This is a genomic window from Microbacterium sp. RD1 (assembly GCF_052220165.1).
In the GTDB taxonomy this organism is placed as follows: domain Bacteria; phylum Actinomycetota; class Actinomycetes; order Actinomycetales; family Microbacteriaceae; genus Microbacterium.
Window position 1 is genome coordinate 671,160 of record NZ_JBQPOL010000001.1, and the last position, 24,943, is coordinate 696,102.

General features: G+C 71.2%; 21 protein-coding genes. 14 read left to right on the forward strand and 7 right to left on the reverse strand.

The features are described from left to right. Positions 1–12: 12 nt before the first annotated feature. The 4 genes from ACTU3I_RS03210 to ACTU3I_RS03225 all read left to right on the forward strand — a co-directional run bounded on the left by ACTU3I_RS03210 (position 13) and on the right by ACTU3I_RS03225 (position 5,634). Complete coding sequence (locus ACTU3I_RS03210; protein WP_442924176.1) at positions 13–1,173, forward strand: substrate-binding domain-containing protein; 1,161 nt, start codon at positions 13–15, stop codon at positions 1,171–1,173. Positions 1,174–1,249: 76 nt separating this feature from the next. Continuing rightward, a complete protein-coding gene (locus tag ACTU3I_RS03215; protein ID WP_442924177.1) occupies positions 1,250–1,969 on the forward strand; it encodes an SDR family NAD(P)-dependent oxidoreductase in 720 nt (239 codons plus the stop codon). A 48-nt stretch (positions 1,970–2,017) separates the two neighbouring features. Beyond that, positions 2,018–4,588, forward strand: coding sequence for an ATP-binding cassette domain-containing protein (locus ACTU3I_RS03220; RefSeq protein WP_442924178.1), 2,571 nt, complete (start codon positions 2,018–2,020; stop codon positions 4,586–4,588). Then, positions 4,585–5,634, forward strand: a complete 1,050-nt coding sequence (locus ACTU3I_RS03225) for an ABC transporter permease (protein ID WP_442924179.1) — start codon at positions 4,585–4,587, stop codon at positions 5,632–5,634. Before ACTU3I_RS03220 ends, ACTU3I_RS03225 begins: the two co-directional genes overlap by 4 nt. Positions 5,635–5,699: 65 nt before the next feature. Here the strand turns inward: ACTU3I_RS03225 and ACTU3I_RS03230 are convergent, their stop codons facing one another. Then, complete coding sequence (locus ACTU3I_RS03230; RefSeq protein WP_442924180.1) at positions 5,700–7,424, reverse strand: sigma-54-dependent Fis family transcriptional regulator; 1,725 nt, start codon at positions 7,422–7,424, stop codon at positions 5,700–5,702. 135 nt (positions 7,425–7,559) lie between these two features. After that, on the reverse strand, positions 7,560–8,267 hold the full coding sequence (locus ACTU3I_RS03235; RefSeq protein WP_442924181.1) for a GntR family transcriptional regulator: 708 nt from the start codon (positions 8,265–8,267) through the stop codon (positions 7,560–7,562). A 105-nt stretch (positions 8,268–8,372) separates the two neighbouring features. Here ACTU3I_RS03235 and ACTU3I_RS03240 point away from each other — a divergent pair, with 105 nt between their 5' ends. Genes ACTU3I_RS03240 through ACTU3I_RS03250 form a run of 3 tightly spaced genes read left to right on the forward strand, consistent with a single transcriptional unit; the run spans position 8,373 to position 12,074 of the window. After that, positions 8,373–9,866, forward strand: coding sequence for an NAD-dependent succinate-semialdehyde dehydrogenase (locus ACTU3I_RS03240; protein WP_442924182.1), 1,494 nt, complete (start codon positions 8,373–8,375; stop codon positions 9,864–9,866). Continuing rightward, positions 9,863–11,137 carry an iron-containing alcohol dehydrogenase gene (locus ACTU3I_RS03245; protein WP_442924183.1) on the forward strand — a complete coding sequence of 425 codons (1,275 nt, stop codon included), beginning with the start codon at positions 9,863–9,865 and terminating at the stop codon, positions 11,135–11,137. Before ACTU3I_RS03240 ends, ACTU3I_RS03245 begins: the two co-directional genes overlap by 4 nt. Before the next feature lies 1 nt (position 11,138). Then, a complete protein-coding gene (locus tag ACTU3I_RS03250; RefSeq protein ID WP_442924184.1) occupies positions 11,139–12,074 on the forward strand; it encodes a 3-hydroxyacyl-CoA dehydrogenase in 936 nt (311 codons plus the stop codon). A 46-nt stretch (positions 12,075–12,120) separates the two neighbouring features. Here the strand turns inward: ACTU3I_RS03250 and ACTU3I_RS03255 are convergent, their stop codons facing one another. Beyond that, positions 12,121–12,312 (reverse strand): multidrug transporter, encoded by a 192-nt coding sequence (locus tag ACTU3I_RS03255; protein ID WP_442924185.1) that lies wholly within the window; start codon positions 12,310–12,312, stop codon positions 12,121–12,123. A 25-nt stretch (positions 12,313–12,337) separates the two neighbouring features. Further along, entirely contained in the window at positions 12,338–13,141 is an 804-nt protein-coding gene (locus ACTU3I_RS03260; protein ID WP_442924186.1) for an SDR family oxidoreductase, read from the reverse strand. 227 nt (positions 13,142–13,368) lie between these two features. Between ACTU3I_RS03260 and ACTU3I_RS03265 the strand changes: the two genes are divergently transcribed. The 7 genes from ACTU3I_RS03265 (at position 13,369) to ACTU3I_RS03295 (ending at position 21,048) form a co-directional block, all read left to right on the forward strand. Continuing rightward, positions 13,369–13,749: a hypothetical protein gene (locus ACTU3I_RS03265; protein ID WP_442924187.1), complete on the forward strand. Its 381-nt coding sequence runs from the start codon at positions 13,369–13,371 to the stop codon at positions 13,747–13,749. 23 nt (positions 13,750–13,772) lie between these two features. Further along, positions 13,773–14,678, forward strand: a complete 906-nt coding sequence (locus ACTU3I_RS03270) for a hypothetical protein (RefSeq protein WP_442924188.1) — start codon at positions 13,773–13,775, stop codon at positions 14,676–14,678. A gap of 139 nt (positions 14,679–14,817) precedes the next feature. Further along, positions 14,818–16,203, forward strand: coding sequence for a glycine--tRNA ligase (locus ACTU3I_RS03275; protein ID WP_442924189.1), 1,386 nt, complete (start codon positions 14,818–14,820; stop codon positions 16,201–16,203). 1 nt (position 16,204) lies between these two features. Next, positions 16,205–17,962: an ATP-binding protein gene (locus tag ACTU3I_RS03280; RefSeq protein ID WP_442924190.1), complete on the forward strand. Its 1,758-nt coding sequence runs from the start codon at positions 16,205–16,207 to the stop codon at positions 17,960–17,962. A 1-nt stretch (position 17,963) separates the two neighbouring features. After that, entirely contained in the window at positions 17,964–19,073 is a 1,110-nt protein-coding gene (locus ACTU3I_RS03285; RefSeq protein WP_442924191.1) for a tetratricopeptide repeat protein, read from the forward strand. A gap of 161 nt (positions 19,074–19,234) precedes the next feature. Next, complete coding sequence (locus ACTU3I_RS03290) at positions 19,235–20,239, forward strand: ATP-binding cassette domain-containing protein (protein ID WP_442924192.1); 1,005 nt, start codon at positions 19,235–19,237, stop codon at positions 20,237–20,239. Next, the gene (locus ACTU3I_RS03295; RefSeq protein WP_442924193.1) at positions 20,236–21,048 is read left to right on the forward strand and encodes an ABC transporter permease; all 813 of its coding nucleotides are present in this window, start codon (positions 20,236–20,238) and stop codon (positions 21,046–21,048) included. The genes ACTU3I_RS03290 and ACTU3I_RS03295 overlap by 4 nt, the downstream gene beginning before the upstream one ends. A gap of 5 nt (positions 21,049–21,053) precedes the next feature. Here the strand turns inward: ACTU3I_RS03295 and ACTU3I_RS03300 are convergent, their stop codons facing one another. The 3 genes from ACTU3I_RS03300 to ACTU3I_RS03310 are packed head-to-tail and all read right to left on the reverse strand — an operon-like array spanning position 21,054 to position 24,877. Then, the gene (locus ACTU3I_RS03300; protein ID WP_442924194.1) at positions 21,054–23,891 is read right to left on the reverse strand and encodes an ATP-binding protein; all 2,838 of its coding nucleotides are present in this window, start codon (positions 23,889–23,891) and stop codon (positions 21,054–21,056) included. Between the two features lies 1 nt (position 23,892). Then, positions 23,893–24,303 carry a DUF1801 domain-containing protein gene (locus ACTU3I_RS03305; RefSeq protein WP_442924195.1) on the reverse strand — a complete coding sequence of 137 codons (411 nt, stop codon included), beginning with the start codon at positions 24,301–24,303 and terminating at the stop codon, positions 23,893–23,895. A 1-nt stretch (position 24,304) separates the two neighbouring features. Then, positions 24,305–24,877, reverse strand: coding sequence for an HhH-GPD-type base excision DNA repair protein (locus ACTU3I_RS03310; RefSeq protein ID WP_442924196.1), 573 nt, complete (start codon positions 24,875–24,877; stop codon positions 24,305–24,307). Positions 24,878–24,943 lie beyond the last annotated feature (66 nt).

Here is a 24,943-nt window from a genome sequence, read left to right on the forward strand (position 1 = left end):
GTTGGCACGCACATGCGAATCCGAACTCGCCGCCGCTCGGCGGCGGCCCTGGGCGTCGTCGCCGCAGTCCTGTTGACGACCGCCTGTTCCACCGGCTCGCTCTCCGGCTCCGACGACTCCGGGTCCGGCGAGGGCTCGGGCGCCGCAAGCGACATCACCGTCGGCGAGATCGGTGTGCAGGGCGACATCCAGGACATCTCCGCGTTCTGCGGGGACGAGGACATCACCGTCGCTCTCGCGGACGGCTTCGGCGGCAACTCGTGGCGCAAGATCACGCGCGCGATCTTCGAGGCCGAAGCCGCGAAGTGCGACAACATCACGAAGGTCCTCTACACCGACGCGCAGAACGACACCCAGAAGGCCATCAGCGACATCAACTCGCTCGTCGCGCAGGGCGCCGACGTCATCGTGACGTTCGTCGACGGCGGCGAGGCGCTGCTGCCGACGATCCAGAAGGCCACGGAGGCCGGCGTGGCGGTCGTGCCGTTCGTCGGCTCCCCCGGCGGAACGCCCGGCAAGGACTACGTCGACTTCGTATCCGAGGACATCACCACCTACGGCCGCAACCTCGCGGACTGGACGATCGAGAAGATGGGCGGCGCGGGCAACCTGGTGATGCTCGGCGGGATCGCCGGCAACTCCTATTCGCAGGGCGTGTTCGACGGCGTGGTGGAAGCCGTCGAGGCTCATCCCGACGTCACCCTCCTCAATGAGGACGGACCTGTCGCCACCGACTGGGAGCCCGGTAAGACGCAGCAGGTCGTCGCCGGCCTCATCACCAAGTACGGCGACATCGACGGGATCGTCGCGGACTACGGCGGGGGCTCGGTGGGCGGCATCCGCGCCTTCGAGGCGGCCGGCAAGCCGTTCCCGGTGTGGTCCGCCAACGACTCCAACGAGTTCGCGTGCCTCTGGTACGAGTACAAGGACACCCAGCCGACCTATCAGATCGCCACGGAGTCGTCGCGCAACTGGGTCGTCTCGGTGGCGCTGCACAAGGGCCTGGCGGCCGCCAACGGCCTCCCGAACGACGAGCCTTCGATCTACAACCTGGAGATCATCGAGGACTCCACGGATCCGGACAAGCAGCCGCAGTGCGAAGCGGACCTGCCCGCCGACGCGATCCTCTCGTCGGGTCTGAGCGTCGAGGAGCTGAAGGCGCTCTTCCAGTAACCCGCGGGCCCATCCCCGTCGCGGGCCGCGGAACGCCGCGGCCCGCGACACCACCCATTCTTGAAGGAGAACACCCATGAACCGTCTCGACGGCAAGGTCGCCATCGTCACCGGTGCAGGGCGCGGCATCGGCCGCGCCATCGCTGAGGCCCTCCACCGCGAGGGTGCCGTGACCGTAGCGACGTCGCGCGCCGCCGCCGACAGCACGTTCGGCGACATCGAGTACGCCTCGCTCGACGTGGCGTCGGAGAGCGGATGGCGCGATGTCGTCGAGGACGTGCTCGCCCGTCACGGCCACATCGACATCCTCGTCAACAACGCGGGCATCATCGCGTACGAACCGCTCCACGAACTCACCGTCGCGGACTGGCAGAACGTCGTCGCCACGAACCAGACGGGGGTGTGGCTCGGCATGCGCGAGGTGGTGCCGCACATGATCACGCAGGGCGGCGGATCGATCGTCAACATCTCGTCGATCTGGGGCTCGGCCGCCGTCGGCGGGGCACACGCGTACCACGCCACGAAAGGGGCGGTGCGGAACATGTCGAAGAACGCCGCGATCACCTACGCGACGCAGAACGTGCGCGTCAACTCGGTGCACCCCGGGTTCATCGAGACGCCGCTGACCGACGCGCAGGCCCCCGAGGTGAACGAGTACGTCGTCTCGCAGACCCCGATGGGTCGCGCCGGCCGCCCGCACGAGATCGCTGCGGGCGTGGTCTTCCTCGCCAGCGACGAAGCGAGTTTCGTCACGGGGTCCGAACTCGTCATCGACGGCGGTTACCTGGCCCAGTGATCGTGTCCCCGGCGACGGGGCGCTGCTACCAAGGAAGGAGCCGCAGCGATGACCGACATCGATCTCGGCACCCTCACCCGAACCGACGATGCGCCCGACGGGCGTCCGGCGGTGCTGCGGCTCGAGGGCATCACCAAGACATTCCCAGGCGTCCGCGCCCTCACAGACGTGAACATCGACGTGCGCGCCGGCGAGATCCACGCGCTGGTCGGTGAGAACGGCGCGGGCAAGTCCACGCTCATGGCGGTGGCCTCGGGCGCTCTCTCCCCCGACGAGGGCGCAGTGCAGATCGACGGCCACGCCCTCTCTGCGGCCGATCCCGACGAGGCGCGTCGCCTCGGTCTCGCGATCGTCCGCCAGGATCCGGCGTTACTGCCCGACCTCACCGTCGCCGAGAACATGGCCGTCGGTGTGGGCTATCGGCGCGTAGGCGGCCTCGGCCGCGCCGCGCGCTGGGCCGCGGCGCAACTGGAGCCGTGGGGCATGGGCATCGACCCCGGTGCGCGGGTGGCCGACCTCACGGTCGAGCAGCGGTTCATCGTCGAGATCGCCAAGGCGCTCGCCCTCGAACCGCGCGTGCTGATCCTCGACGAGCCCACCGAGCACCTGAGCCTCGAAGAGGTGCAGAAGCTCTTCGCGCGAGTCCGCGAGGTCGTCGCCGGCGGCGCTGCGGTGGTCTACATCTCCCACCGCATCCCCGAGGTCAAGCAGATCTCCGACCGGATCACGGTGCTGCGCGACGGCAAGGTGCGCGGCACCTTCCCCGCCGCCGACGTGGACGAGTCGCAGATCATCGAGCGGGTCATCGGGCGCAAGCTCGAAGCGGTCTTCCCCGAGAAGGGGAGTGTGGCCGGGACGGTCGGCGAGGATGAGCGCCTTGTCGCACGGGAGCTTCGCGGGCCCGGGTTCCACGACGTGTCGATGTCGGTGCGCGCCGGCGAGATCGTCGGACTCGCCGGCGTGCAGGGCAACGGCCAGTCCGCTCTCATCCGTGCCCTCGCCGGGCAGGCGCCCAGCTCGGGCGTGCTCGAGGTGGACGGCCGTCCCGTCGGTCGCGGCAGCGCGGCGGCCGCATCCGCCGGGGTCGTCTACGTACCTGCCGACAGGCATCGGGAGGGCGTCTTCCTGCCGCTCTCGGTCGCCGAGAACGTCTCGGCCGCCACTCTTCCGGCCGTCGCTCCCGGCGGGTTCGTCCGTGAGGGGCGACTTCTCTCCCGCGCGCGCGAAATGATCTCTCGGTTGGCCATCAAGACACCGGGGCCGCGCACGCCCGTCGCATCGCTGTCGGGCGGGAATCAGCAAAAGGTCGTGCTTGCGCGCACCCTTCTCGCGAGACCGCGGGTGCTCCTGGCCGAGGAGCCCACACAGGGCGTCGACGCGGGCGCCCGCGTGGACATCTACCGGATCCTCCGCGACGCGGCCGATGACGGCGCGGCCGTGGTCGTGCTGTCATCGGACGGCGTCGAACTGGAGGGGCTGTGCGATCGCGTGCTCATCCTCTCTCGCGGTGAGGTCGTGCGAGAGCTCACCGGGGACGAGGTCACCGAGTCCGAGATCGCGCGGGCTGCCCTCACGTCCACGAGCATGCGCGAGCGCGATGAGACGGCCCGCCGCGGCGGGCGGCTGCGCTCGTGGCTCCGCGGGGACCACGCGCCCGCAGCTGCTCTCGCAGCTGTCTTCCTCGCGCTGGGTCTGCTGGTGGCGACCGCCAATCCCGCCTACTTCTCGGCGTTCAACTTCAACAATCTTCTGTTCATGGTGGCCCCGCTGCTGTTCGTCGGTGCCGCCCAGCAGGTGGTCGTGATGGGGGGCGGCTTCGATCTGTCGATCGGGCCGCTCATGGGGTTCCTGGTCGTCCTGGCGTCTTTCTGGATCGTGGACGGCGGCAATCTCTATGTCGGCCTGGGGCTGATGGCCGCGGGCGCGATCGGAGTCGGGCTGATCAACGGCGTGCTCGTCACACGGTTCAACGTGAGTCCGGTGGTGGCGACATTGGCGATGTTCATGGCGCTGCAAGGTATCTTCCTGCTGCTGCGGAGCACCCCCGGCGGCGTGATCTTCCCCGGCGTCTCCGCTCTCATCCAAGCGCGCGTGGGGATCATCCCCGTTGTCACGATCGTCGGCGTCGTCCTCCTCCTCGCGCTCGAGGTGGCGCTGCGCCGCACGCGATGGGGCGTGGAGCTGCGGGCGGTCGGGTCGGCGGATGCCGCCGCCGGACGCCTCGGCATCCGGGTCCGCACGGTGCGCCTGCTGTCCTACGTGCTCTGCTCGTTCCTCGTGCTGCCCGCCGCCGTCGTGGTCATGGCCCAGATCGGTATCGGGGACGGGCGGCCCTCGATCTCGTACACGCTGTCGTCGGTGACGGTCATCGTCCTGGCCGGGACGAGCATCTTCGGCGGGCGCGGATCCTTCCTCTCGGTGATCGCGGCCGCGTTCCTGGTTCAGCAGATCCTGAACGTCTCGCCGTTCCTGGGGCTGTCGCAGGCCTGGTCGTACTGGCTGCCGGGGCTCGTCACCCTCGCGGCGGCCGCTCTCTACGCGACGCTGCGCGGCAGCGGGCGCGCTCGTCGCCGGCGCCGTGCGCCGGCACCCATCGCATCCCCTGGAGGTGTGGCATGACCCGTTCCGATCCCACCGCCCCGCAGACGTCGACGACGTCGCTGCCGGTGCCGCCTTCGGCCCGCACGGCGGACGCACTCTGGCGACGGATGCTGTCGGGCAGCTGGGTGCCCATCACCGTGGCCACCGGCGCTCTGTTCCTGGTGAGTCCGGTCATCGCGCCGGGTAGTCTGGCGGCCGCCCCGTTGCTGTCGATGCTTCCTTTCGCGGCGGTCCTGGCGATCGCCGCGGCCGGGCAGACGCTCGTCGTCCAGCAGCGCGGCCTGGACCTCTCGGTGCCCGGCATGATCGCGCTGGCCGCGGTTCTGGCCACCGCCCTGCCTCAGCAGTACGGCTGGGGGGTGTGGCCGGCGGTGGCGATGGCGATCGTCGGACCGGCGCTTTTCGGGCTGCTCAACGGGCTCGTCATCGCCGGCTTGCGCATCATGCCGCTGGTGGCGACGCTCGGGATGAACGCCGTGCTTCTCGGCACCGTCTTCTTCATCGCCAACGGCACTCCCTCGGGGGCCGCCGACGAGCTGAACCGATTCGCTCTCGCGCGGACCTTCGGCATCCCGAACGTCTTCCTCCTCGCCATCGTGATCATCGTGATCGCCTCGGTCGTGACGCAGCGCTCGGTCATCGGACGTCGGCTCACGGCCGTCGGCGTCAGCGAAGCCGCTGCCTCCGTCGTCGGCGTGCGGGTCGGGCTGTACCAGGTCGCCGCTTACGGGTTCGCTGCGGCCTGCTACGGTGCCGCCGGCGTGCTCCTGGCCGCCTACACCAAGACCCCGCCGCTGTTCCTGGGCGATCAGTACCTCCTCCCCACCGTCGCGGCCGTCGTCCTCGGCGGCACAGCGCTCACCGGCGGCATCTCGTCGATCGCGGCGACGGCTGTCGCGGCGCTGTTCCTCACGCAACTCGGCCAGCTCCTGCGTTCGGTGGGATGGCCGGATGCCCTCCAGCTCATCGCGCAGGCGCTCGTGCTGATCCTCGTGGTGCTGCTGCGCGAGCTCGTCCCGGTGCTGTTGCGCCGACGCGCAGTCCGGCGGCTCGCCGCCGCGTGATCGAGCGGGCACGGCAGAAGGGGCGAGGTGCCGACATGGCCCCCGCCCCTTCTGCGTCTGCCGCGCTACGCGGTCAGGCGGTACGTCTTCATCTTGCGGTAGACGGTCGCGCGCGAGAGGCCGAGGATCTCCGCGGCGCGGGAGCGGTTGCCCCCGGCCTCCTGCAGGGCGCGCTGGATGGCCTCCAACTCCGCACGCTCGATCATCGACAGCGAGCGCGTGCCGCGGATCGACGAGGGCAGATCCGCCGGGCCGATGGATCCGCGGCGTCCGCTGAGCACCAGCTGCTCGATGAGGGTGCGCAGCTCGACGATGTTGCCCGGCCACCGGTGCGCCTCCAGCGCCGCCATGGCTTCGCGCGTGGGCTCGAGGTGCGCGGTCGGGCCGGCATGGTCGGCGAGCATCCGCCACAGCATCCCGATGTCGCCCGTTCGTTCGCGCAGCGGGGGGACCCACGCGACGGGCACGCCGAGCTTGGTCCCTGCCGCTTCGGCGCTCCGGGGGTCGTCGGTCGACATCGTCAGAAGTATGGCGCCGCTCCCCGAGGAGGACTCGATGAGCGAGCGCATACCCGACGACGCGGCGGCATCGAGGGTCTCGATGCCCCGCAGGATGAGGGGTGCACCCGATCCCAGTCGTTCGGAAAGTCTCTGCAGCCAGCGACGGCTGCCGAGAACGTGCCGCTCGGCGGCATCCAGCACGCTCGCCGATCGCGCCGCGGAGCCCGGTCGATGGGGCAGTCCCAGCGCGAGAGAGGTCTTACCGGTCCCGTGTTCGCCGGAGATGAGCAGCGGCATCCGCGATTCGCGGTGCCGGTTGACGATCTGGGCGACGCGCAGCCATTCGGGTGCACGTCCGGCCAGCGGAGGCCGAAGGGGGCCGAAGCCGGTGTGCGTCGCCGGCCGGCGCCCGTCCACGACGACAGCGACACTGCCGGCGCCGCGCTCCAGACGCGTGACCTGCACGTCGACGTGGCCGCCCGAGAGCTCTATCGCGACGCGCCCGGAGCGCGTGCCGTCGGCGCACAGGCGCTGCAGCAGCCCGAGATCGCCGCTGGAGAGCCGCGCGGCGCCCTGGTTCTGCATCACCAGTCCGTCGGGACCGAACGCGACGACGGGGCCGGTGTGGACGTGCGACGTCGTGAGGAAGGCCGACAGCATGCTGCGTGCCGCGGGACGCTCGGCCTCCATGACGTGCTGTCCGAGCTGCGTCGCGATCGAGTGGGTGAGCGGACGCAGCAGCTCGACGCGCTCGCTCACCGGGCTCGATATCGTGACGACGGCCAGGAGTCGCCCGGTGAGAGGATGGCGCACCGGCGAGCCGGTGCACACCGCCGACCGGTAGAACTCCGCGAAGTGCTCGTTGCCGGCGATCTGGATGCTGCGGCCCGTGGCCGCCACCGTGCCCACGCCGTTGGTCCCGACCGCGGTCTCCGACAGGTCGGCGCCACGCACGGTCCCGAGCTCATCGAGGTGACGAGCGGCCGTGTGGTCGTGTGTCCAGCGCTGGAGGATCCGGCCGCCGGAATCGGCGAGCAGCAGTCCGAGCCCGGTGCCGTCGAGCTCTTCGGACACGCGCGCGAGGGGTGCTTGGAACATCTCGAGCAGGTGGCTGTCGAGCAGCTCGGTACCCACCTGGGGGACGTCGCGGATGCGGTCGGGAGACCCCAGGGCCTCCTTCGACCGCTGCCACGACGTCAGCAGATCGGGGCGCAGCACCGGCATGGACGCGGTGGCACTGAGCAGGTCGGTCTTTGCCCGGTCGATGATCCGAGCGGAGGTGTTCGCCATCTTCGACTCCTTCGTCGAGGACATGTCACTGCATCTCGGCCACGCCGCGCGCTGCGCCATGGCCTCGGATGGAGCGCTTCGGGTGCGCTGACAGTACCGTACGTTCCGTGCGCCGGGAAGGGTGCCGATCGAGCGTCATACCGCCACCTCGTCGAGGTGGGCGATGCTGCCGTCCACCCGGACCCGACGCTCGTACTCGATGACGGCCAGTCGGCCGGCCAGCTCGATGTGATGCTCGGCACTGATGCGCGCCGCGACCGGATCCCGATCGACGGCGGCTGCCGAGACGATGCCACGGAGCTCATCGAACGACTCCGCCACGCGGGCATCGTCGAGGAACGCGTAGCGGCGGAAAAGACCGATCCGAGTGTGGATGCCCGCGAGATCCGCGGTGAGGACATCATTGTCCGCGCCCTCGAGGAGGATGCGGTAGAACGTCGACTTGGACTCCTCGCGGGTGGCCAGATTCCCGCGCAGATACGCGGATTCCATGGCCTCGAGGTGAGCGACGAGCGCCGCGGTCTGATCCGGGGAGGCGCGGCGGGCGAACAGCGCTGCGGCCAGGCCCTCGAGGCTTGCGCGCACCTCGTAGAGCGACTCGATGTCGCGCTTGCTGAGCACCGTCACGATGGGTCCGCGACCGGGGATCACGGAGATGAGGCTCTCGGACTCCAGCTGCCGCAGCACCTCCCGCACGACCGTACGGGACACGCCGTACGAACCGCACAGGTCGCTTTCCAGAAGGCGCTCACCGGGAGCGCGCTGGCCGGCGAGGATCTCCTCGCGCAGCAGCGTGAGGACCTGCTGACGCAGCGGAGCGGCATGGCGAGCGATCACCGGCATCGTGGACGGCCTCTCTTCGGTGTCTCAGATCGATACACCCCGGGATCGCCGAGGGTCGCAAGTATTAGCGTAATACCAGATTACCGAAATGCGAAAGGACCGGCGATGACGACAGTCGTTCAGACCACCGGCACCACGACGCTCCGCGGCCATGCCGTGCCGGTCGACCACTACGTCGCGGGGGAGTGGCTCGGCGCCGACGAGCGCTTCGCCGTTCTCGACCCGGCCACGGGGGCGGAGATCGCGCGCGTCGCCGACGGCGACGCCGAGCTGGGCCTGCGCGCTCTCGACGCGGCCGCCGCATCCGCCGCCGCATGGCGCCAGGTGCCGCCGCGCGTGCGCGCCGACCTCTTCCACGCCGCCCACAGGCTGCTCCTCGAACGCGGCGAGGCGATCGCCGAGGTGATGACGCTCGAGAGCGGGAAGCCGCTGTCTGAATCGCGCGCCGAGTTCCAGCTGAGCGCCGACTTCTTCCTCTGGTACGCCGAGCAGATCGCACACCTTCACGGCTCGTTCGCCGAGGGCTCGCGCGGGGGCTATCGCGTCGTGACCACGCATCAGCCGGTCGGGCCCACGTTGCTGATCACGCCGTGGAACTTCCCCCTTCTCATGATCGCCCGTAAGGCCGGCGCTGCGCTGGCGGCCGGGTGCACCACCGTCGTCAAGTCCGCACGGGAGACGCCCCTCACCTGCACGATGTTCGTCCAGGCGCTGCACGACGCGGGATTCCCCGCCGGGGTGGTCAACCTCGTCCACACCACGTCCTCATCGGCGCTCTCAGCGGCCGTCATGGCCGATCCGCGCCTGCGCAAGGTCAGCTTCACCGGCTCGACCGAGGTGGGGACCGTGCTCCTCCGGCAGGCCGCCCCGGGAATCGTCAACGCCTCGATGGAGCTGGGCGGCGACGGCCCGTTCCTCGTTCTGGACGACGCCGACGTCGAGCACGCCGCCGCGCAAGCCGTGATCGCGAAGTTCCGCAACGCCGGTCAGGCGTGTGTGGCGGCCAACCGCATCATCGTCCACGAGGCCGTGGCCGACCGCTTCCTGGAGCGATTCGTCGAGCTCACCCGCGGCCTGCGCGTCGGTAACGGGTTCGACGCTGAGACCGACATCGGGCCGATCATCTCCGCGTCGCAGCGGGACGGCGTCACCCGGCTGGTCGAGGACATCCGGGGGATCGATGCGACGCTTCTCACCGGTGGGAGCGCTGTCGACGGAGAGGGGTACTTCTTCGAGCCGACGGTCTTCGAGGTTCACGATCGCGACAACGAGGTCTGCCACCGGGAGTTGTTCGCGCCGATCGCGACGATCTACCGCGTCTCGAGCACAGCCGAGGCCGTCGCCTTCGCGAACGACACCCGCTATGGACTGTCGGCGTACGTCTTCACGCGCGATCTCTCCCGTGCGCTCGCCGTGAGCGAGCGGCTCGATTTCGGCATGGTCGGCGTCAATCGCGGCATCATGGCCGACCCGGCCGCGCCGTTCGGCGGGATCAAAGCGTCGGGACTCGGGCGCGAGGGTGGGCAGGACGGGATCTTCGAGTTCCTCGAGCCCAAGTACGTCGCCGTCACCGTGGACGAGGAAGGAGCCCTGGCATGAACGCTGCATCCACTGACAGCATCCCCGCGCCGCTGCGCACGGAGAACACCTCGGCGCTGGGGATCCTGCGTCAGCCGGCCACCGTGTTGTTCGGACCCGGCCAGCGACACCAGATCCCGCGGTTGGTGGTTCCGATCGCCCGTCGCGCGCTGCTCATCACCGACGCGCGCATGGCGACGACCGCGGAGTTCCGCGATCTCGCCGCCCGCCTGCGGGCTCACGGGGTCGAGGTCGACGTCTACGACGCGACCGAGCCCGATCTGCCGCGCCGGAACGTCGTCGAGGTGGTCGAGAGGTTCCGGTCCTCGCCCGTCGACCTCGTGCTGGGCATCGGCGGCGGATCGTGCCTGGACCTGGCGAAGATCGTCGCCGTCGTCCTTCGTCACGGCGGCGACGTGCGCGACTACTACGGCGAGTTCCTCGTCCCCGGCCCCGGCATCCCCGTCCTCACCGTCCCCACCACCGGCGGCACCGGCGCCGAGGTCACCTGCATCTCCGTCATCTACGACGACGAGCGAGCGATGAAGGTGGGGGTGGCGAGCCCGCACCTGGAGGCGACCATCGCGGTCATCGATCCGGAGCTGACGCTGACGTGTCCCCCCGGGCTTACCGCGGCCACCGGCGCCGACGCCCTCTCGCACCTGGTCGAGTCGTTCACGGGACGATCCAAGAACCCCGGTCCCGACGATCTCGCGGGCAAGCTCTATGCCGGAAAGAACCTTCTCACCGACGTCTATGCGCGTCACGGGCTCGCCCTGCTGGCCGCTTCGCTGCCCGCCGTGGCGAAGGATCCGTCCGACCTCGCTGCGCGCACCGACACCATGTTCGCCTCCTACTGCGCCGGCATGGCCATCAACACCGCGGGCACGGCAGGCGCGCACGCGATCCAATCGCCGATCGGCGGCCTCACCCACACCCCCCACGGGTTCGGCATCGCCGCCCTGCTGCCGTCGGTGATGCGGTACAACCTTCCGACGCGCGTGCCCGAGTTCGCCGAGATCGGCCGGCTCCTGGGAACCGCGGATGCGACGGCCCCGGAGATCGAGCAGGCACGCGCCGGCATCGAAGGCGTCGAAAGGCTGCTGGAGGTGCTCGGCGCCCCCACCGACCTCGAGGCGCTGGGTCTGTCGCCGGACGACTTCGGATTCGTCGCGGATCAGGCGCTTCTGGCGACGCGGCTGACGGCGAACAACCCGCGTGAGCTCACCCGCGACGCGGTGCTGTCGATCCTCGAGCACGCCTACGCCGGGGATCGCGAATGGTGGGCATGAAGTGACGGCGTCGATCGCGGTCGTCGGGAGCGGCTCGATCGGAGTCGGCTTCGCGGTGCTGTTCGCCCGCGCAGGGTGCACCGTGCGGGTGTTCGACCCGATTCCGGAGGCGCTCGAGCGAGCCGCCGCCGACGTCGAGGGCCGACTGCGGATGCTGGCCGACGCCGGTCTGCGGGACGAGAGCGTCGACCGCATCCGGGGACGTATCGGGTGGCACTCCGACCTCGTGCAGGCCGTCGCCGGTGCCGACCTCGTCCAGGAGTGCGCACCCGAGCGCGTCGACGTCAAGCGTGAGCTGTTCACGGCCGTCGCGTCGGCCGCGGCATCCGCTGTGCTCGCCAGCTCGAGCTCGGCCATCCTCGCCTCGGAGATCGCGGCAGGTCTCGACGACGACGCGGCAGCTCGTCTCCTCATCGGCCACCCCGGCAATCCGCCCTACCTTCTGCCGGTCATCGAGATCGTGCCGTCCCCTCGAACCGCCGAGGCGGTGTCGGTCCGTGCCGCCGAGATCTACCGCGCCGCAGGGCTCCGACCCATCCGCGTGCGCCGCGAGGTCGAGGGGTTCGTGTTCAACCGGCTCCAGGGCGCGGTCCTCCGCGAGGCGTACTGCCTCGTGCGGGACGGCGTGGCCGACGTCGCGGACATCGACGAGATCGTCCGCAGCGGCCTGGGCCGGCGCTGGAGCGTGATCGGGCCGTTCGAGACGAGCGACCTGAACGTGCGGGGCGGCATCGTCTCCCACGCCGGACGCATGGGCCTCGCCTACGAGCGGATGGGCGCCGAGCGCGGTCAGCACGATCCGTGGACCGACGAGCTGGTCGCCGAGGTCGACAGGCAGCGGCGCGAGATCCTGCCCCTCGATGAGTGGGACGCGCGTGTGCGGTGGCGGGATGCGCAACTCCTCGCGCACGCGCCGCTGTGGGACGGTGCGCGCTGAGCTCGCCGCCCGGCCGCGCTGAGACGCGACGAGCGAGCGCCGCGTGCTACTCGGATTCCGCGGCGGGGTCGCCCTGGCCGGGACCGGGACGCACGGCGGCGTCATCGCGCACGTCGATGCGTGTGACGCCGTCGTGCTCGGTCACATCGATGCGTGGCGCGGCGTCCTCCTCGGTCGCGTTCGGCGCGGTGGTCAGCTGATCGGTGCGCTTCTCGTCGTCGGTCTGCGGATCACTCATGGTTCCTCCTCTGGGTGGGTGCGGATCAGCCTTCGCGCCAGTCGTCGCTGACGAGGTGCGACCCGGCCTGCGGGCCCATCTGCAGCATGCCACCGTCGACTGCCCAGCTCGCGCCGGTCACATACGAGGCGGCCGGCGACGCGAGGAACGCCACGACGGCGGCGATCTCCTCCGCCTTGCCGGGCCGGCCGAGCGGAATACCGGGGCGGTGCGTCTCCTCCGCATCCTCCGACTCCATGTCGTTCATCGGTGTCGCGATCTCTCCCGGAGCCACGGCGTTGACGGTGATCCCGGATGCCCCGAGTTCCTGCGCCATCGTCTTCACCAGCCCGCCGAGCCCGTGCTTGGCCGCGACGTAGGCGGCGCTTCCCACGCGCGGCTGGTGCTCGTGCACGCTGGTGATCGCGATGATCCGTCCGCCCCGGTCGGCGGCGATCATGCGCCGGGCGGCGGCCTGCATGCCGATGAAGGCGCCGTCGAGGTTCAGGCCGATGTCCTGGCGCCATCCGGCGAGGTCGAGGTCGAGGAGCGGGCCGCCGGAGCCGCCGCCGGCGTTGTTGACGAAGACGTCGACGCCGCCGAGCTCGTCGGCGAGCGCCTCGATCACGGACGCCGCATTCTCGAGGTCGGTCGCGTCGAACCGCGTAACGACGGCTCGGCCGCCTCTCGCACGCACGGCGTCTGCGGTGCGGTTCGCACCGGCTTCGTCGGAGTGCCACGTGATGCCGACGTCGAGACCGGCCTCGGCGAGCGCGATCGCGGTCGCGGCGCCGATGCCCGAGTCGGAGGCCGTGACGATGGCATGTCGGGGGGAGAAGTCGCTGCTCATGTTCTGACGGTACGAGCCGCAGCGCGACGGTCCGCAGCCCCTTTACATCGCCGGGGACGCGCGTTAGGGCGCACAACATTCCGGATCGGCGACGGATGCGGGGCGCTCCGGGCCGATCTCCGGGCCCCGGGGCGGATCGATCCAGATGTTGTCCGGGGGCGGGCGGGCCGCGGGCGGATCCGTCCAGGTGAGCCGGGGCGGCCGGGGCGGTCGCTAACCTCGTCACCGTGATCCCCGACGACTGGACCCCTCACCGCCGACCCGAAGACCGCGAGGTCCTCGGCTGGATCCGGCCCGCGGGCGACGCGTGGGTGGCCGTGTCGCTCCTGGGGCGCGACCTGACGGGACCGGTCGAGTGGCTCGAGGCCGAGGCCGCTCTGGAGGAAAGGGGACTGGGTTACCTCGCCGGCATCTGGATGCTCGACGGGGTGGCGGCCGAGCCGCTGCGGGTGCGGCTCGTGGAGGTCACCCCCGCGCGCGTCGTGGTGCACACCGACGACTTCGGCGCCATCGACGTGCCGGTCGATCGCTACGAGCTGCCATGGCCCGCCCCTGCGGCCCTGCGCCCTCCGCATCCCGACGACGCGGCTCCCGCTCCCTGGGGATGACGCGCCGCGAGTAGCCTGTGCGCATGAGCGCCGGTCGCCGCAGCACCCGGGCCGCGAGAGGCGTCACGGCGGTGCTGATGCTGACGGCCCTCGCCGGATGCGCGGCGTGGGCGCCCTCCGCGCCGCCGACCGCCGCGCCGGCGGGCCTCCCCGCCACCGTGACGGTGTCGCTGGTGCAGCTGCGCGCCGATGTCGCCGCCCGCCAGGCGCAGGTGCAGATCCGCAACGGCGGGGAGGAGGCGGTGCGCGTCGCCGGCGTCGAGGTGCGCGACCGGCGGTTCGACGGGGTCGCCGAGCGCGTGGTCGCGCGGGAGTCGGTGATCCCGGCCGGGGGTGCCGTCGATGTGCGGATTCAACTCCCTCCGATGGACTGCGCAGCCCCGGCCGAGGGCGACTCGACTGCCGTGCTGACGCTCGACGAGGTCGAGGTCGAGGCGCCGATCGTCGACACGCTCGGTTTCCTCCCCGCCCTTCACGCCCGGGAGTGCCTCGCGGTTCGCCTGGGCGAGGTCGCGGCGATCGAGATCGACTCCTTCACGCCGGGCGCCGCGGGGCAGGCGGGATCGCTCCAGCTCGCCGTCACGCCGACCGGTTCCGGCTCGGCGCACCTCGGCGCGGTCGATTCGACGCCGCTCCTCATGTACGCCCTCGACGGCCGCGCGTCCCCGTACGACCTCGCTGTCGATATCGGCCCCGACTCCCCGGCGTCGACGATCGTGATCCCGCTCGTTCCGCAGCGCTGCGATCCTCACGTGGTGCAGGAGGACAAACGCGGCACGATCTTCACGATCGACGTGACCGTGGGTGACACCGCCGGCGAGATCGACCTGGCCGCCCCGCCGGACCTGAAAGCCCGGATGCTGGCGTGGGTGGCCGAATGGTGCGGATTCGCCCCGGCCGACGGCATCGATCCGCCGCCCGCCGACTGAGACCGCACCCGCGCCACGAGACGGCATCCCTCGGCCGCAGTCTCGTGGCGCCGGTGCAGTCTCGCGTGCCGGGGCCGCTCAGTAGACTGGAATCCCGCCTCCCGGCGCCTTCCCGCAGCATCCGACCATTGGAGCCACCGTGGCCGAACAGTCCCGCCTCGACAAGGTCATCGCCCTGGCCCGCCACCGCGGGTTCGTCTTCCAGGCGGGCGAGATCTACGGCGGTTCCCGTTCGGCGTGGGACTACGGCCCCCTGGGCACGGAGCTGAAGGAGAACATCCGCCGGCAGTGGTGGCAGACCTTCGTCCGCGGACGCGGCGACATGGTCGGGCTCGACTCCTCGATCATCCTGCCCAAGCGGGTGTGGGAGGCGTCCGGCCACGTCGCGACGTTCACCGACCCGCTCGTGGAGTGCCTGCACTGTCACAAGCGCTTCCGTGCCGACACGCTGATCGAGGACTTCGAGGCCCGCAAGGGTCGTCCCGCCGAGAACGGACTCGCCGACATCCCGTGCCCGAACTGCGGCACGAAGGGGCAGTACACCGAGCCCAAGGCGTTCTCGGGCCTCGTGAAGACCTACCTCGGAGTCGTCGACGACGAGAGCGGCCTCTACTACCTGCGCCCGGAGACGGCGCAGGGCATCTTCGTGAACTTCTCCAACGTGCTCACCGCCTCGCGCCGGAAGCCCCCGTTCGGCGTCGGCCAGGTCGGCAAGGCGTTCCGTAACGAGATCACCCCCGGCAACTTCATCTTCCGCACCCGCGAGTTCGAGCAGATGGAGATCGAGTACTTCACGCCTCCCGCGGAAGCGGACGAGTGGTTCGGCCACTGGGTCGAGGCGTGCTGGGACTGGTTCGTCGACCTCGGCGTCGACCCCGCCAACATGCGTCGCTTCGACGTGCCCCCCGAGGACCGCGCGCACTACTCGGCCGGCACGATCGACGTGGAGTACCGGTTCGGCTTCCCCGGCAAGGAGTGGGGCGAGCTCATGGGCATCGCCAACCGCACCGACTACGACCTCAAGAGCCACTCCGAGGCATCGGGGCAGAGCCTGACGTTCTTCGATCAGGCCTCGGGGGAGAAGTACACCCCCTACGTCATCGAGCCCTCGTTCGGTCTCACGCGCGCCATGATGGCCTTCCTGGTCGACGCGTACGTCGAGGAGGAGGTGCCCAACGCCAAGGGCGGCACCGACACCCGCACTGTCCTGCGACTGGACCCGAGGCTCGCACCGGTGAAGGCGGCCGTGCTGCCGCTGTCGCGCAACGAGCGGCTGTCGCCGCTGGCGCGCGAGGTCTCGGACGGTCTCCGGGGGGCGTGGGCGATCGACTTCGACGACGCCGGCGCCATCGGCCGCCGGTACCGCCGTCAGGACGAGATCGGGACGCCGTTCTGCGTGACCGTCGACTTCGACTCCCTCGACGACCGCGCGGTGACCGTGCGCGACCGGGACACGATGGCGCAGGAGCGCGTCCCCCTCGACGCCCTGCACGGGTACCTGTCAGAGCGGCTCCGGGGCGCCTGAGATGACCGCGGCATCCGAAGCTCAGGAAGCTTTCGCCGCGTTCGCCGGGCAGCTCTACCGGCTGCTCCGACCCGGGGACCAGCGCGTCGTCGCCACCGTCGCCATCGTCGGTCGTCGGTCGCGCCACTGGATCCAGGTCTTCTCCCCCGACGGGGCGGAGTCCTCGGCCGAGGGCACCTATCGCATCGTCGAACCCACCGCCGACAACGCTGCCGCCGTGGCGCGCCTGCGAGAGGTCACCTACACTCCGCAGCGCGGGGCCTGGTTCACCGCCCAGGTGCGCATCACCCCCGACAAGCAGGCCTCCATCCGCACGTGGCTGGACGACGAGCCGCGCCTGGACGACGTGAGCTCCGAGGACTGGCTGGACGACCTCGAGCGGTATCCGCGCACGCCAGATCACACCCCGGCGTGGCTGGCCGGACGCGTCGCGGCCGCCCGCGCGGCACGCGAGGAAGCCGGCGAGTGGTCGACGTCGCTGACGCTGGACGTTCCCGACGCGGTCGCTGCGGATCCGGCCACGGATGCGGGTGCCCTCGCCGACGAGGGCGACGGCGACGAGCCGGAGTTCGTCCGTATCGTGCGCGCGGCCGTGGAGAGCGAACCCGACAACCTGCAGCTGCGCGTCGAGCTCATCGAGCTGTTGATCGAGCGCTCTCCGCGACAGGCGCTGGCCGAGATCGACGCGCTCGCCGAGCGGGGTGCGAACGCCCAGACGGTGGAGGTCCTGCGCGCACGCGCCGCGGCGGCGACAGCATCCCGCGCGCCGTCGCCGCCGACGGCGATCGCCTCGCCGGCATCGGAAGCATCCGTGCTCGAGAACCGCGACTCGGAGAAGATCGCGGCCCGTGCCAGCGACGCCGACGACGCCACGCCCGTCTGGGACGTCGAACGCCCGGCCGTGACGCTCGACGACGTCGCGGGCCTCGTCGAGGTCAAACGGCACCTCGAGGCGTCGTTCCTCGCTCCGATGCGAAACCCCGAGCTGGCGCGCATGTTCGGCAAGCAGCCGCGCGGCAGCCTTCTGATGTACGGCCCGCCCGGATGCGGCAAGACTTTCATCGCGCGCGCCGTCGCGGGCGAGCTCGGCGCGAATTTCGTGCACGCCACGCTCGCCGACCTCCTGGGGCAGTACATCGGCGACAGCGAGAAGGCCGTGCACGCCCTGTTCGAGACCGCCCGTGCCGCCAAGCCCTGCGTCATCTTCATCGACGAGTTCGACGCGATCGGCGGGCGACGCACGTCAGGCAACGCCTACGCGCAGGGCCTGCGGATGATCACGAGCCAGCTGCTCGAGGAGTTCGACGGCGTGAGCGCGTCCAACGACGGCATCTACGTGCTCGCAGCCACGAACCGTCCGTGGGACGTCGACCCGGCGCTGCGGCGACCGGGCCGGCTCGACCGCACGGTGCTGATCCTTCCGCCCGACCTGCCGGCGCGCGAGGCGATCGTGCAGATCGGCCTTCGCGACAAGCCCGCCGCCGACATCGACGCGAGCGAGATCGCGCGACGCACCGAGGAGTTCTCGGGCGCCGACCTGTCCTATGTCGTGGAGACCGCCGTCGAGCAGGCCTTCATGGACTCGCTGCAGGCGGGCGTTCCGCGCATGATCACGACCTACGACCTCGAGGCCGCCGCATCCCGCACCGTCCCCTCGACCCGGACCTGGTTCGAGCAGGTCAAACCCGTGATCGAGTACGGCATCGACGACGGCACGTTCGGTCAGCTCCGCGCCTATCTCAAGCAGCACCGGATCTGACGTGGCCGCGGACGTCTACGAGCAGGCTCAGGCGTACCTCGCCACCAACAACCCCGATAAGGCGAAAGGGGTGCTGCGCACGGCGCTCGCCCTGAATCCGCTCGACGGCGCCGCGCACCTGCTGTCGTCTCAGGCCGAGGCGATGGCGGGCGATCTGGTCGCTGCCGAGAAGCACGCGCGGGCGGCGGCGGCGGATGCCGAGACCCGCGGCGACGGCTTCCACGCGCTCGCGCGCGTCCTCGGGTTCGACCCCGCGCGCCGCGCGGAGGCCGTCGAGGCGGCCACCGCCGCGGTGCAGGCCGACCCCGCGGCGTGGCGGTACCGCACGACCCTGGCCGCGGCGCTCGTCGACGCGCGCAACCTGCCCGCCGCGCGGGAGCAGGCCGAGGCCGCGGTGCGACTGGCTCCGGCCGACCCCGACGAGCGCGCCCGCGCGCTGGTCGCGACCGCGCGGGTCTTCCTCGCCGATCCGCAGAACCGCGCGCGAGGCTACGACATGGTCCGCGAGGCGGCGGCCATCGACCCCACCGACTCGGCGCTGCAGCAGCAGGTGATGCTCGCGCAGTTCGCCACGGGGCGGCGCACCGACGCCCTCCGCACCGCCCTCGGTACGCTCCGCCTCACGCCGACGGCATCCGTTCCTCCCCTCATCGCGCGGTTCTCGGTCTACTTCCTGCTCCGCCGCGTGCTCGGGTGGCTGCTCCTGACCGCGTTCGCCGTCGCGATCCTGATCCTGGGCGTCGTCGGCAACCTCGGCGAGCCGTCGCTGCTCGAGCGCGACCCCGGTCCGCTCGTGCGCATCGGCTCGCTGGTCGGACTCGCCGCCTTCGCGTCGGTGCTACTCCTCGTCTTCCGGCCGCTGCAGAACCTCCGCACGCTGCGCATGGTGGTGAGGCTGTCGCGGCGCAGCGCCCTGTTCTGGTTCGGGGTCGGCATCGTCGGGGCATGTCTGCTGTCGTATCTGCTGGGCGTGGCGCTCGGAGCGCTCTTCTTCCCCGCCGTCCCTCTTCCGGTGTCGTTGCTGCTTCTCGGGTGGATCGTGCACTCGTTCGGCGCTTTCACACTGCGCGTTCCGCCGCCCGCCGACCTGCTGCGAAGCGCGCGCGGCTGAATCCGGCCGCACCCGTGCCGCGTGGGGAAACGCACGGATACGTGGGTTCTCGGCGCGGACGGACCCCTGACAGCGCGCTGACAGCGACGGACGACGGATGACAGCGGCCTGACAGCGCCCCCGGAGCACGCTGGGATCTGCCCACAGAAAGGCAGACCCAGATGACCACATCACGCACCCCCGCCGTGCGCGCCGAAGGGCTCGTGAAGACCTTCGGCGCCAACCGCGCCGTCGACGGCGTCGACCTGACCGTGGAGGCCGGCACCGTCTACGGCGTGCTCGGACCCAACGGCGCCGGCAAGACCACCACCATCAGCATGCTCGCGACACTCCTGCGCCCCGACGCCGGCCGCGCCGAGATCTTCGGCCACGACGTCGCGCGGGAGTCGCACGCCGTCCGTCAGCTCATCGGGCTCACCGGGCAGTTCGCATCCGTCGACGAGAAGCTCTCGGCCACCGAGAACCTGCTCATCTTCGCCCGTCTGCTCGGACTCTCCCGCGCCGAGGCCCGCCGCAAGGCGACGGAGCTCCTCGAGGAGTTCTCGCTCACCGAGGCCGCCTCCCGTCCGTTGTCGAAGTTCTCCGGCGGCATGCGACGGCGCCTCGATCTGGCGGCCTCCCTGATCTCACAGCCGCCGCTGCTGTTCCTCGATGAGCCGACGACGGGGCTCGACCCTCGCACGCGCGGCCAGATGTGGGACACGATCCGCCGGCTGGTCGCATCCGGATCGACGGTGCTGCTGACCACGCAGTACCTCGATGAGGCCGATCAGCTCGCCGACCGGATCGCGGTCATCGACCGCGGACGCGTGGTGGCTGAGGGGACCGCGCTCGAGCTGAAGGCGTCGGTCGGCCAGGCCTCGCTGGTGCTCCGCCTGCGGCCGGGATCGGACGTCGAGCAGGCACGATCGGTGATCGGCCGTGTTCTCGACGTTCCCGCCATCGTCTCACCGGAGGCGGCGCGCCTCACGGTGCCGATGAGCGACCCCGACCGCGTGACCGATCTGCTCGTCGCCTTCCGGGAGACCGGCGTGCACCTGAGCGAGTTCAGCGTGCAGCAACCCACTCTCGACGAGGTCTTCCTCGCCCTCACCGGCAGCGACCCCGTGACGGATGCGGGAACCGACGCCGACGCCGTCTTCGAACCGGAAGGAGCCCGCGCATGAGCGCCCTCACCGTGTCCGCCGCGAACGTCCCCCTCGCCGCCCACGCCGGCGCGGGGCAGACACTGCGCAACACCCTCACGATGGCCTGGCGCGGCCTCCTCAAGATCCGCCGCACGCCGGAGCAGCTGATCGACGTCACCGTGCAGCCGATCCTGTTCACGCTGATGTTCACGTACATCTTCGGCGGCGCCATCGCGGGGGACGTGCAGAGCTACCTGCCGATCATCATCCCCGGCATCCTCGTGCAGACGGTGATCACGACGTCGGTGGTGACCGGCGTGCAACTGCGCGAAGACATGGACAAGGGCGTGTTCGACCGGTTCCGCTCGCTCCCCATCGCCCGGATCGCGCCGCTGTCGGGCGCCCTGCTGGCCGACACCGTGCGCTACGCGATCGCGACGACCCTCACCTTCGCGATGGGGATCATCATGGGACTTCGTCCCGAGGGTGGACCCTGGGGCGTGGTCGGGGCGGGCCTGCTCGTCATCGCCTCCGCGTGGGCGCTGAGCTGGATCTTCGCGTTCTTCGGCGTGATCGCCCGCACCGCCTCCAGCGTGCAGGGGATCTCCCTGATCATCCTCTTCCCGCTGACGTTCCTGTCCAACGCGTTCGTTCCCGCCGACACGATGCCCGCGTGGCTCCAGTGGTTCGTCGACGTCAACCCGGTCTCGCACCTGGTGACGGCGGTGCGGGATCTCGTGAACGACGGCATCGTCGGCCCGGACGTGCTGATCACGCTCATCGGCGCGGCTGTCGTCGTGGCCGTGTTCGCCCCGCTGACGGTGCGCGCGTACATGCGGAAGGCCTAGCGCGCTCACTCGAGCAGACGAGCCAGCTTCGTGAAGGCGGATGCGGCGTCGGGAGGCAGATCCTCCGGCGCCGCATCTGTGCGCTCGATCACCCACCGGCGAAAGGGGTCGGCATCGTCGACGCGTCCGCGCAGGCCCGCCGACACCGCCAGCGCGTGCGCCGCCTCCGCGCTTCGCCCCGTGGTCGCCAGCCACCCCGCCAGAGCAAGGGCGACGTCCGACATGATCGGGTGGTCGGCGCTGCGCACGGCCGGATCGACCGCAGCGCGGATGGCGTCCCGGGCGTCGTCGGGCCGGCCGAGGAGCAGCAGCGCCCGCGCGCGCTCGGACGCCGCCCACGCGGCCACCTCGTTGCGCACGTCGGCGGGGAAGATGTCGCCGAGCCGATCGAGTTCGCGAAGCGCCGCCGCGCCGTCCCCCACCGCGATCGCGATGCCCGCGGCGGTCAGCCGTGCGGAGGCCCGCGCCCGCTCCGACCCCTCGGATCGCGCGGCGGCGTCGATATCCCTCATCCGCGCCTGTGCCTCCTCGACCCGGCCGAGGCGCACCAGCAGCATGGCACCGCGGGCGTGCTGCTGGAGGCTGTCGGAGGTGGAGGCGAGACCCTCCAGTGCTGCACCGGAGCGGTCGACGACCTCGAGCGCCTCCTCGAGGCGCCCCTCCAGCATGAGCCATTCCGAGCGCAGCTGGCTGGCGAAACCCTCGCCCCAGGGATCGCCCGCCTCGCGGAACGCCAGCAGGGCCCGCTCGCTCTCGACCCCGAGCAGATCGATGTCACCCGCGTTGCTCGCGCCGCCGGCGCGGGCGGTGTGACCGACCGCGCGCGCCCACAACGGCACGCCGGCGAGGTCGTCCTCGTCGATGCGGACATCGCGCGGAGTCCACGGCCTTCCGGGCGTGTGTTCGGCCATCGCGCGCCGGCCCGCTCGCAGCAGCACCGACAGCGCCGCCGTCAGATCCGACGGGTGGTCGGCGGCGGCGGCGAGGAGGGTGGAGGTGCGCTGGGCGAACCCGGAGAGGTCGGATTCCCCCGTGGGATCGGTCAGGACGCCCAGGCTCGACATCATGAGCCGCACGGCGTGCAGGACGACGCGCGCTTCGGAATCCAGCACGTTGTCGTCGGCCGTGAAGGCGGTCACCGACTGCTGCAGCTCGGCGAAACGGTCGCGCAGCACCCATGGCCACAATCGTGCACGGGCGAGGCGCACGCCGGTCTCGCGCTCGTCGGCGCCGACGCAGAAGCGGATGGCGGCGGAGAGGTTCTCGTCGTTCGCGTCGAACCACGCCAGGCCCTCGCGAAGGCCGGGGCCGCGCAGACGCGCGTCGTGCGCGAGGGCGAGGTCGGCGAGAGCGTCGGCGGCGGCATGAGAGACCTCCGCCTGCTCGCCGGAGACCCGGAGGCGCTCGCGCCCGTACTCCCGCACTGTCTCGAGCATCCGGAAGCGCCCGTCCCGGCGCGTGAGCAGGGAGCGGTCGACGAGGGCGTCGTACGCGCCGGGGTCGACCCCGACCCGTGCTGCGATGACGGCGACGTCGTCGGCGGCGAAGCCGTCGGGGAAGACGGCGGCTGTCATCAGGGCGCGCCGTTCGCCCGTGCCGAGGGTGTCCCAGCTCCAGTCGATGAGCGCGCGGAGCGTCTGGTGACGCGCCTGTGCGGCGCGCGGCCCCGCGGACAGGAGCGCGAAGCGATCGTCCAGGCCCTGATCGACCTCCCGCAGGGTGAGTGTGCGGGTCTTCGCCGCCGCCAGCTCCAGCGCGAGAGGCAGTCCGTCCAGGCGGCGGACGATGCTGTCGACCACCGCCGCATCCGCCTCGGCAGGGACCGATCCGGATGCCGCGCGCACGCGCTGCGCGAAGAGCTCGGCGCCGTCGGCGGAGGGGAGGGGGCCGACCTCCACGAACGCCTCCCCTGGCACCCCCAGCGGCTCGCGGCTGGTGGCGAGCACCCGCGTGCCCGGAGCGCCTCGCAGCAGGTCGGTGACGACGGCGGCCGCCTCGTCGGAGACGTGCTCGCAGTTGTCGAGCACGAGCAGGACGCTGCGTCCGGCCAGCGCGTCGTGCACGCGCTCGCGCGGACTTCTCGACCCGGCGCTCGCGTCGCTGAGGCGGACGCTCCGACCGACGACGCCTTCGAGGGCCGTCCACACCTCGCCGCGCGAAGCGGGCGCGAGCTCGGCGAAGATGGCGTCACCGAGGGCGCGGGCGGTCTCCAGGGCGAGGGTCGTCTTCCCTGCCCCTCCCGGGCCGAGAACGGTGACCAGGCGCGAGGCGCCGAGCTGCTCCTGGATGAGGCGCAGCTCCGGAGTCCGTCCGACGAGGGGCGTCACGGCGGCCGGCAGTGCGCCCGAGGAGGCGGCACCGGCGCGCGGAGCCGATCGGACGATCCGCTCCGCGCGGGCGCGGTCTTCGAGCAGGTCGCGCGTCACCCAGTCGAACGCGCCGGTGGAGGGTGTCCAGGGCTCGCCGTGCCACAGGGCGAGCGCGTCGGAGGCGAGTGCACCGGCGGCGGACGGGTCGGCGCTGTCGGCGGCGGCGACGAGGTCGGCGAAGCGCGTCACGTCGACGTCGTCGCGGGTGACGTTCAGGCGATAGCCGCCGGGCGCCGCCTCCAGGGCGCCGGCGGGGAGAGCGCGCCGCAGCCGCGAGACGAGCGACTGCAGCGCGCCCCGCGGATCCTCCGGTGCGTCCCATCCCCACAGATCCTCCGCGAGCGCCCGGTAGCCGATGGTGGTGCCGGGGTCGAGGGCGAGCCGGAACAGCAGCGCCTGCTGCCCGCGTCCGGGCACGGCGATGTCACCATCCTCACCGGAGACGGTGAGGCCGCCGAAGAACCCGATCCGCACCTCAGCCGTGCTCGCCGTCTCGTGCGGGTGCGGTGACCTCGCGGTAGGACGCCCCGATCACGTCGGCGAGCAGGTCGAGATCGATCTGCTCGGCGTCCTTGATGTACAGGCACCCGACGCCCGTGGTGTGCGGTCCGAGCCGCTCCAGCGCAGCGGCGTGCGCGCCGATGCCGTCGACGAGGTAGATCGTCGTCGCGGCCTTGCGGGGCGCGAACGACACCGCAGCAGTGTCACCTTCGCGGCCGCTCTCGTACCGGTAGTGGTAGGAGCCGAAGCCGATGATCGACCCCCACAGTGTCGGCGTCTGGCCGGTCGCGTGTCCGAAGAGGTCGAGCAGGGTCTGAGCGTCGCGGCGGCGGCGAGCCGGCTCGACGCGATCGACGAACGCCTGCACCTCGGGGGGAACGTCCATGTCACTTCTCCTTCGCGGCGGCCTTCATCGCCCGCTTGTGTTCGCGCACCTTCGTGAGGGATTCCGCACTGGTGATGTCGGCGACGGAGCGGAACGAGCCGTCCTCCCCGTACGGGGCGGATGCTTCGCGCCATCCCGCTCCGTCGAATCCGCGCTGCTTGCCCAGCAGCGCGAGGAAGATCTTCGCCTTCTGCTCGCCGAATCCCGGGAGAGCCCTGAGGCGCCTGAGCACCTCCCGGCCGTCGGGTGCGTCCCGTGTCCAGATGGCGGCGGCGTCGCCGGCCCACTCCTGCTCGATCGCCGCGCACAGCGCCTGCACCCGGGCCGCCATCGACCCCGGGTACCGGTGCACCGCGGGCGGCGTCTTGAACGCCTCGGCGAACGCGTCCGGGTCGTAGTGAGCCAATCGGCCGGCATCGAGCGCGCCGATGCGCTCGCGGATCTTCAGCGGGCCCGTGAAGGCGGTCTCCATGGCGATCTGCTGATCGAGCAGCATCCCGATCAGCAGCGCCAGCGGGTCGTCGCTGAGCAACGCGTCGGCCTCGGGATCGGCGGTGATGTGCAGCGTCGTCATACCGACATCCTGGCACCGCGGCCGCGCCGCCGCGGATCCCGGCCGGCGGTGGACAACATTCCGGAC

Bases quoted from the DNA above. Each gene is read 5' to 3' on its own strand.
- ACTU3I_RS03215 (WP_442924177.1), top strand. From the start codon at position 1,250: ATGAACCGTCTCGACGGCAAGGTCGCCATCGTCACCGGTGCAGGGCGC.
- ACTU3I_RS03220 (WP_442924178.1), top strand. From the start codon at position 2,018: ATGACCGACATCGATCTCGGCACCCTCACCCGAACCGACGATGCGCCC.
- ACTU3I_RS03225 (WP_442924179.1), top strand. From the start codon at position 4,585: ATGACCCGTTCCGATCCCACCGCCCCGCAGACGTCGACGACGTCGCTG.
- ACTU3I_RS03230 (WP_442924180.1), bottom strand. From the start codon at position 7,424: ATGGCGAACACCTCCGCTCGGATCATCGACCGGGCAAAGACCGACCTG.
- ACTU3I_RS03310 (WP_442924196.1), bottom strand. From the start codon at position 24,877: ATGACGACGCTGCACATCACCGCCGATCCCGAGGCCGACGCGTTGCTC.
- ACTU3I_RS03240 (WP_442924182.1), top strand. From the start codon at position 8,373: ATGACGACAGTCGTTCAGACCACCGGCACCACGACGCTCCGCGGCCAT.
- ACTU3I_RS03290 (WP_442924192.1), top strand. From the start codon at position 19,235: ATGACCACATCACGCACCCCCGCCGTGCGCGCCGAAGGGCTCGTGAAG.
- ACTU3I_RS03295 (WP_442924193.1), top strand. From the start codon at position 20,236: ATGAGCGCCCTCACCGTGTCCGCCGCGAACGTCCCCCTCGCCGCCCAC.
- ACTU3I_RS03245 (WP_442924183.1), top strand. From the start codon at position 9,863: ATGAACGCTGCATCCACTGACAGCATCCCCGCGCCGCTGCGCACGGAG.
- ACTU3I_RS03270 (WP_442924188.1), top strand. From the start codon at position 13,773: ATGAGCGCCGGTCGCCGCAGCACCCGGGCCGCGAGAGGCGTCACGGCG.
- ACTU3I_RS03305 (WP_442924195.1), bottom strand. From the start codon at position 24,303: ATGGACGTTCCCCCCGAGGTGCAGGCGTTCGTCGATCGCGTCGAGCCG.
- ACTU3I_RS03210 (WP_442924176.1), top strand. From the start codon at position 13: ATGCGAATCCGAACTCGCCGCCGCTCGGCGGCGGCCCTGGGCGTCGTC.
- ACTU3I_RS03260 (WP_442924186.1), bottom strand. From the start codon at position 13,141: ATGAGCAGCGACTTCTCCCCCCGACATGCCATCGTCACGGCCTCCGAC.
- ACTU3I_RS03280 (WP_442924190.1), top strand. From the start codon at position 16,205: ATGACCGCGGCATCCGAAGCTCAGGAAGCTTTCGCCGCGTTCGCCGGG.
- ACTU3I_RS03255 (WP_442924185.1), bottom strand. From the start codon at position 12,312: ATGAGTGATCCGCAGACCGACGACGAGAAGCGCACCGATCAGCTGACC.
- ACTU3I_RS03235 (WP_442924181.1), bottom strand. From the start codon at position 8,267: ATGCCGGTGATCGCTCGCCATGCCGCTCCGCTGCGTCAGCAGGTCCTC.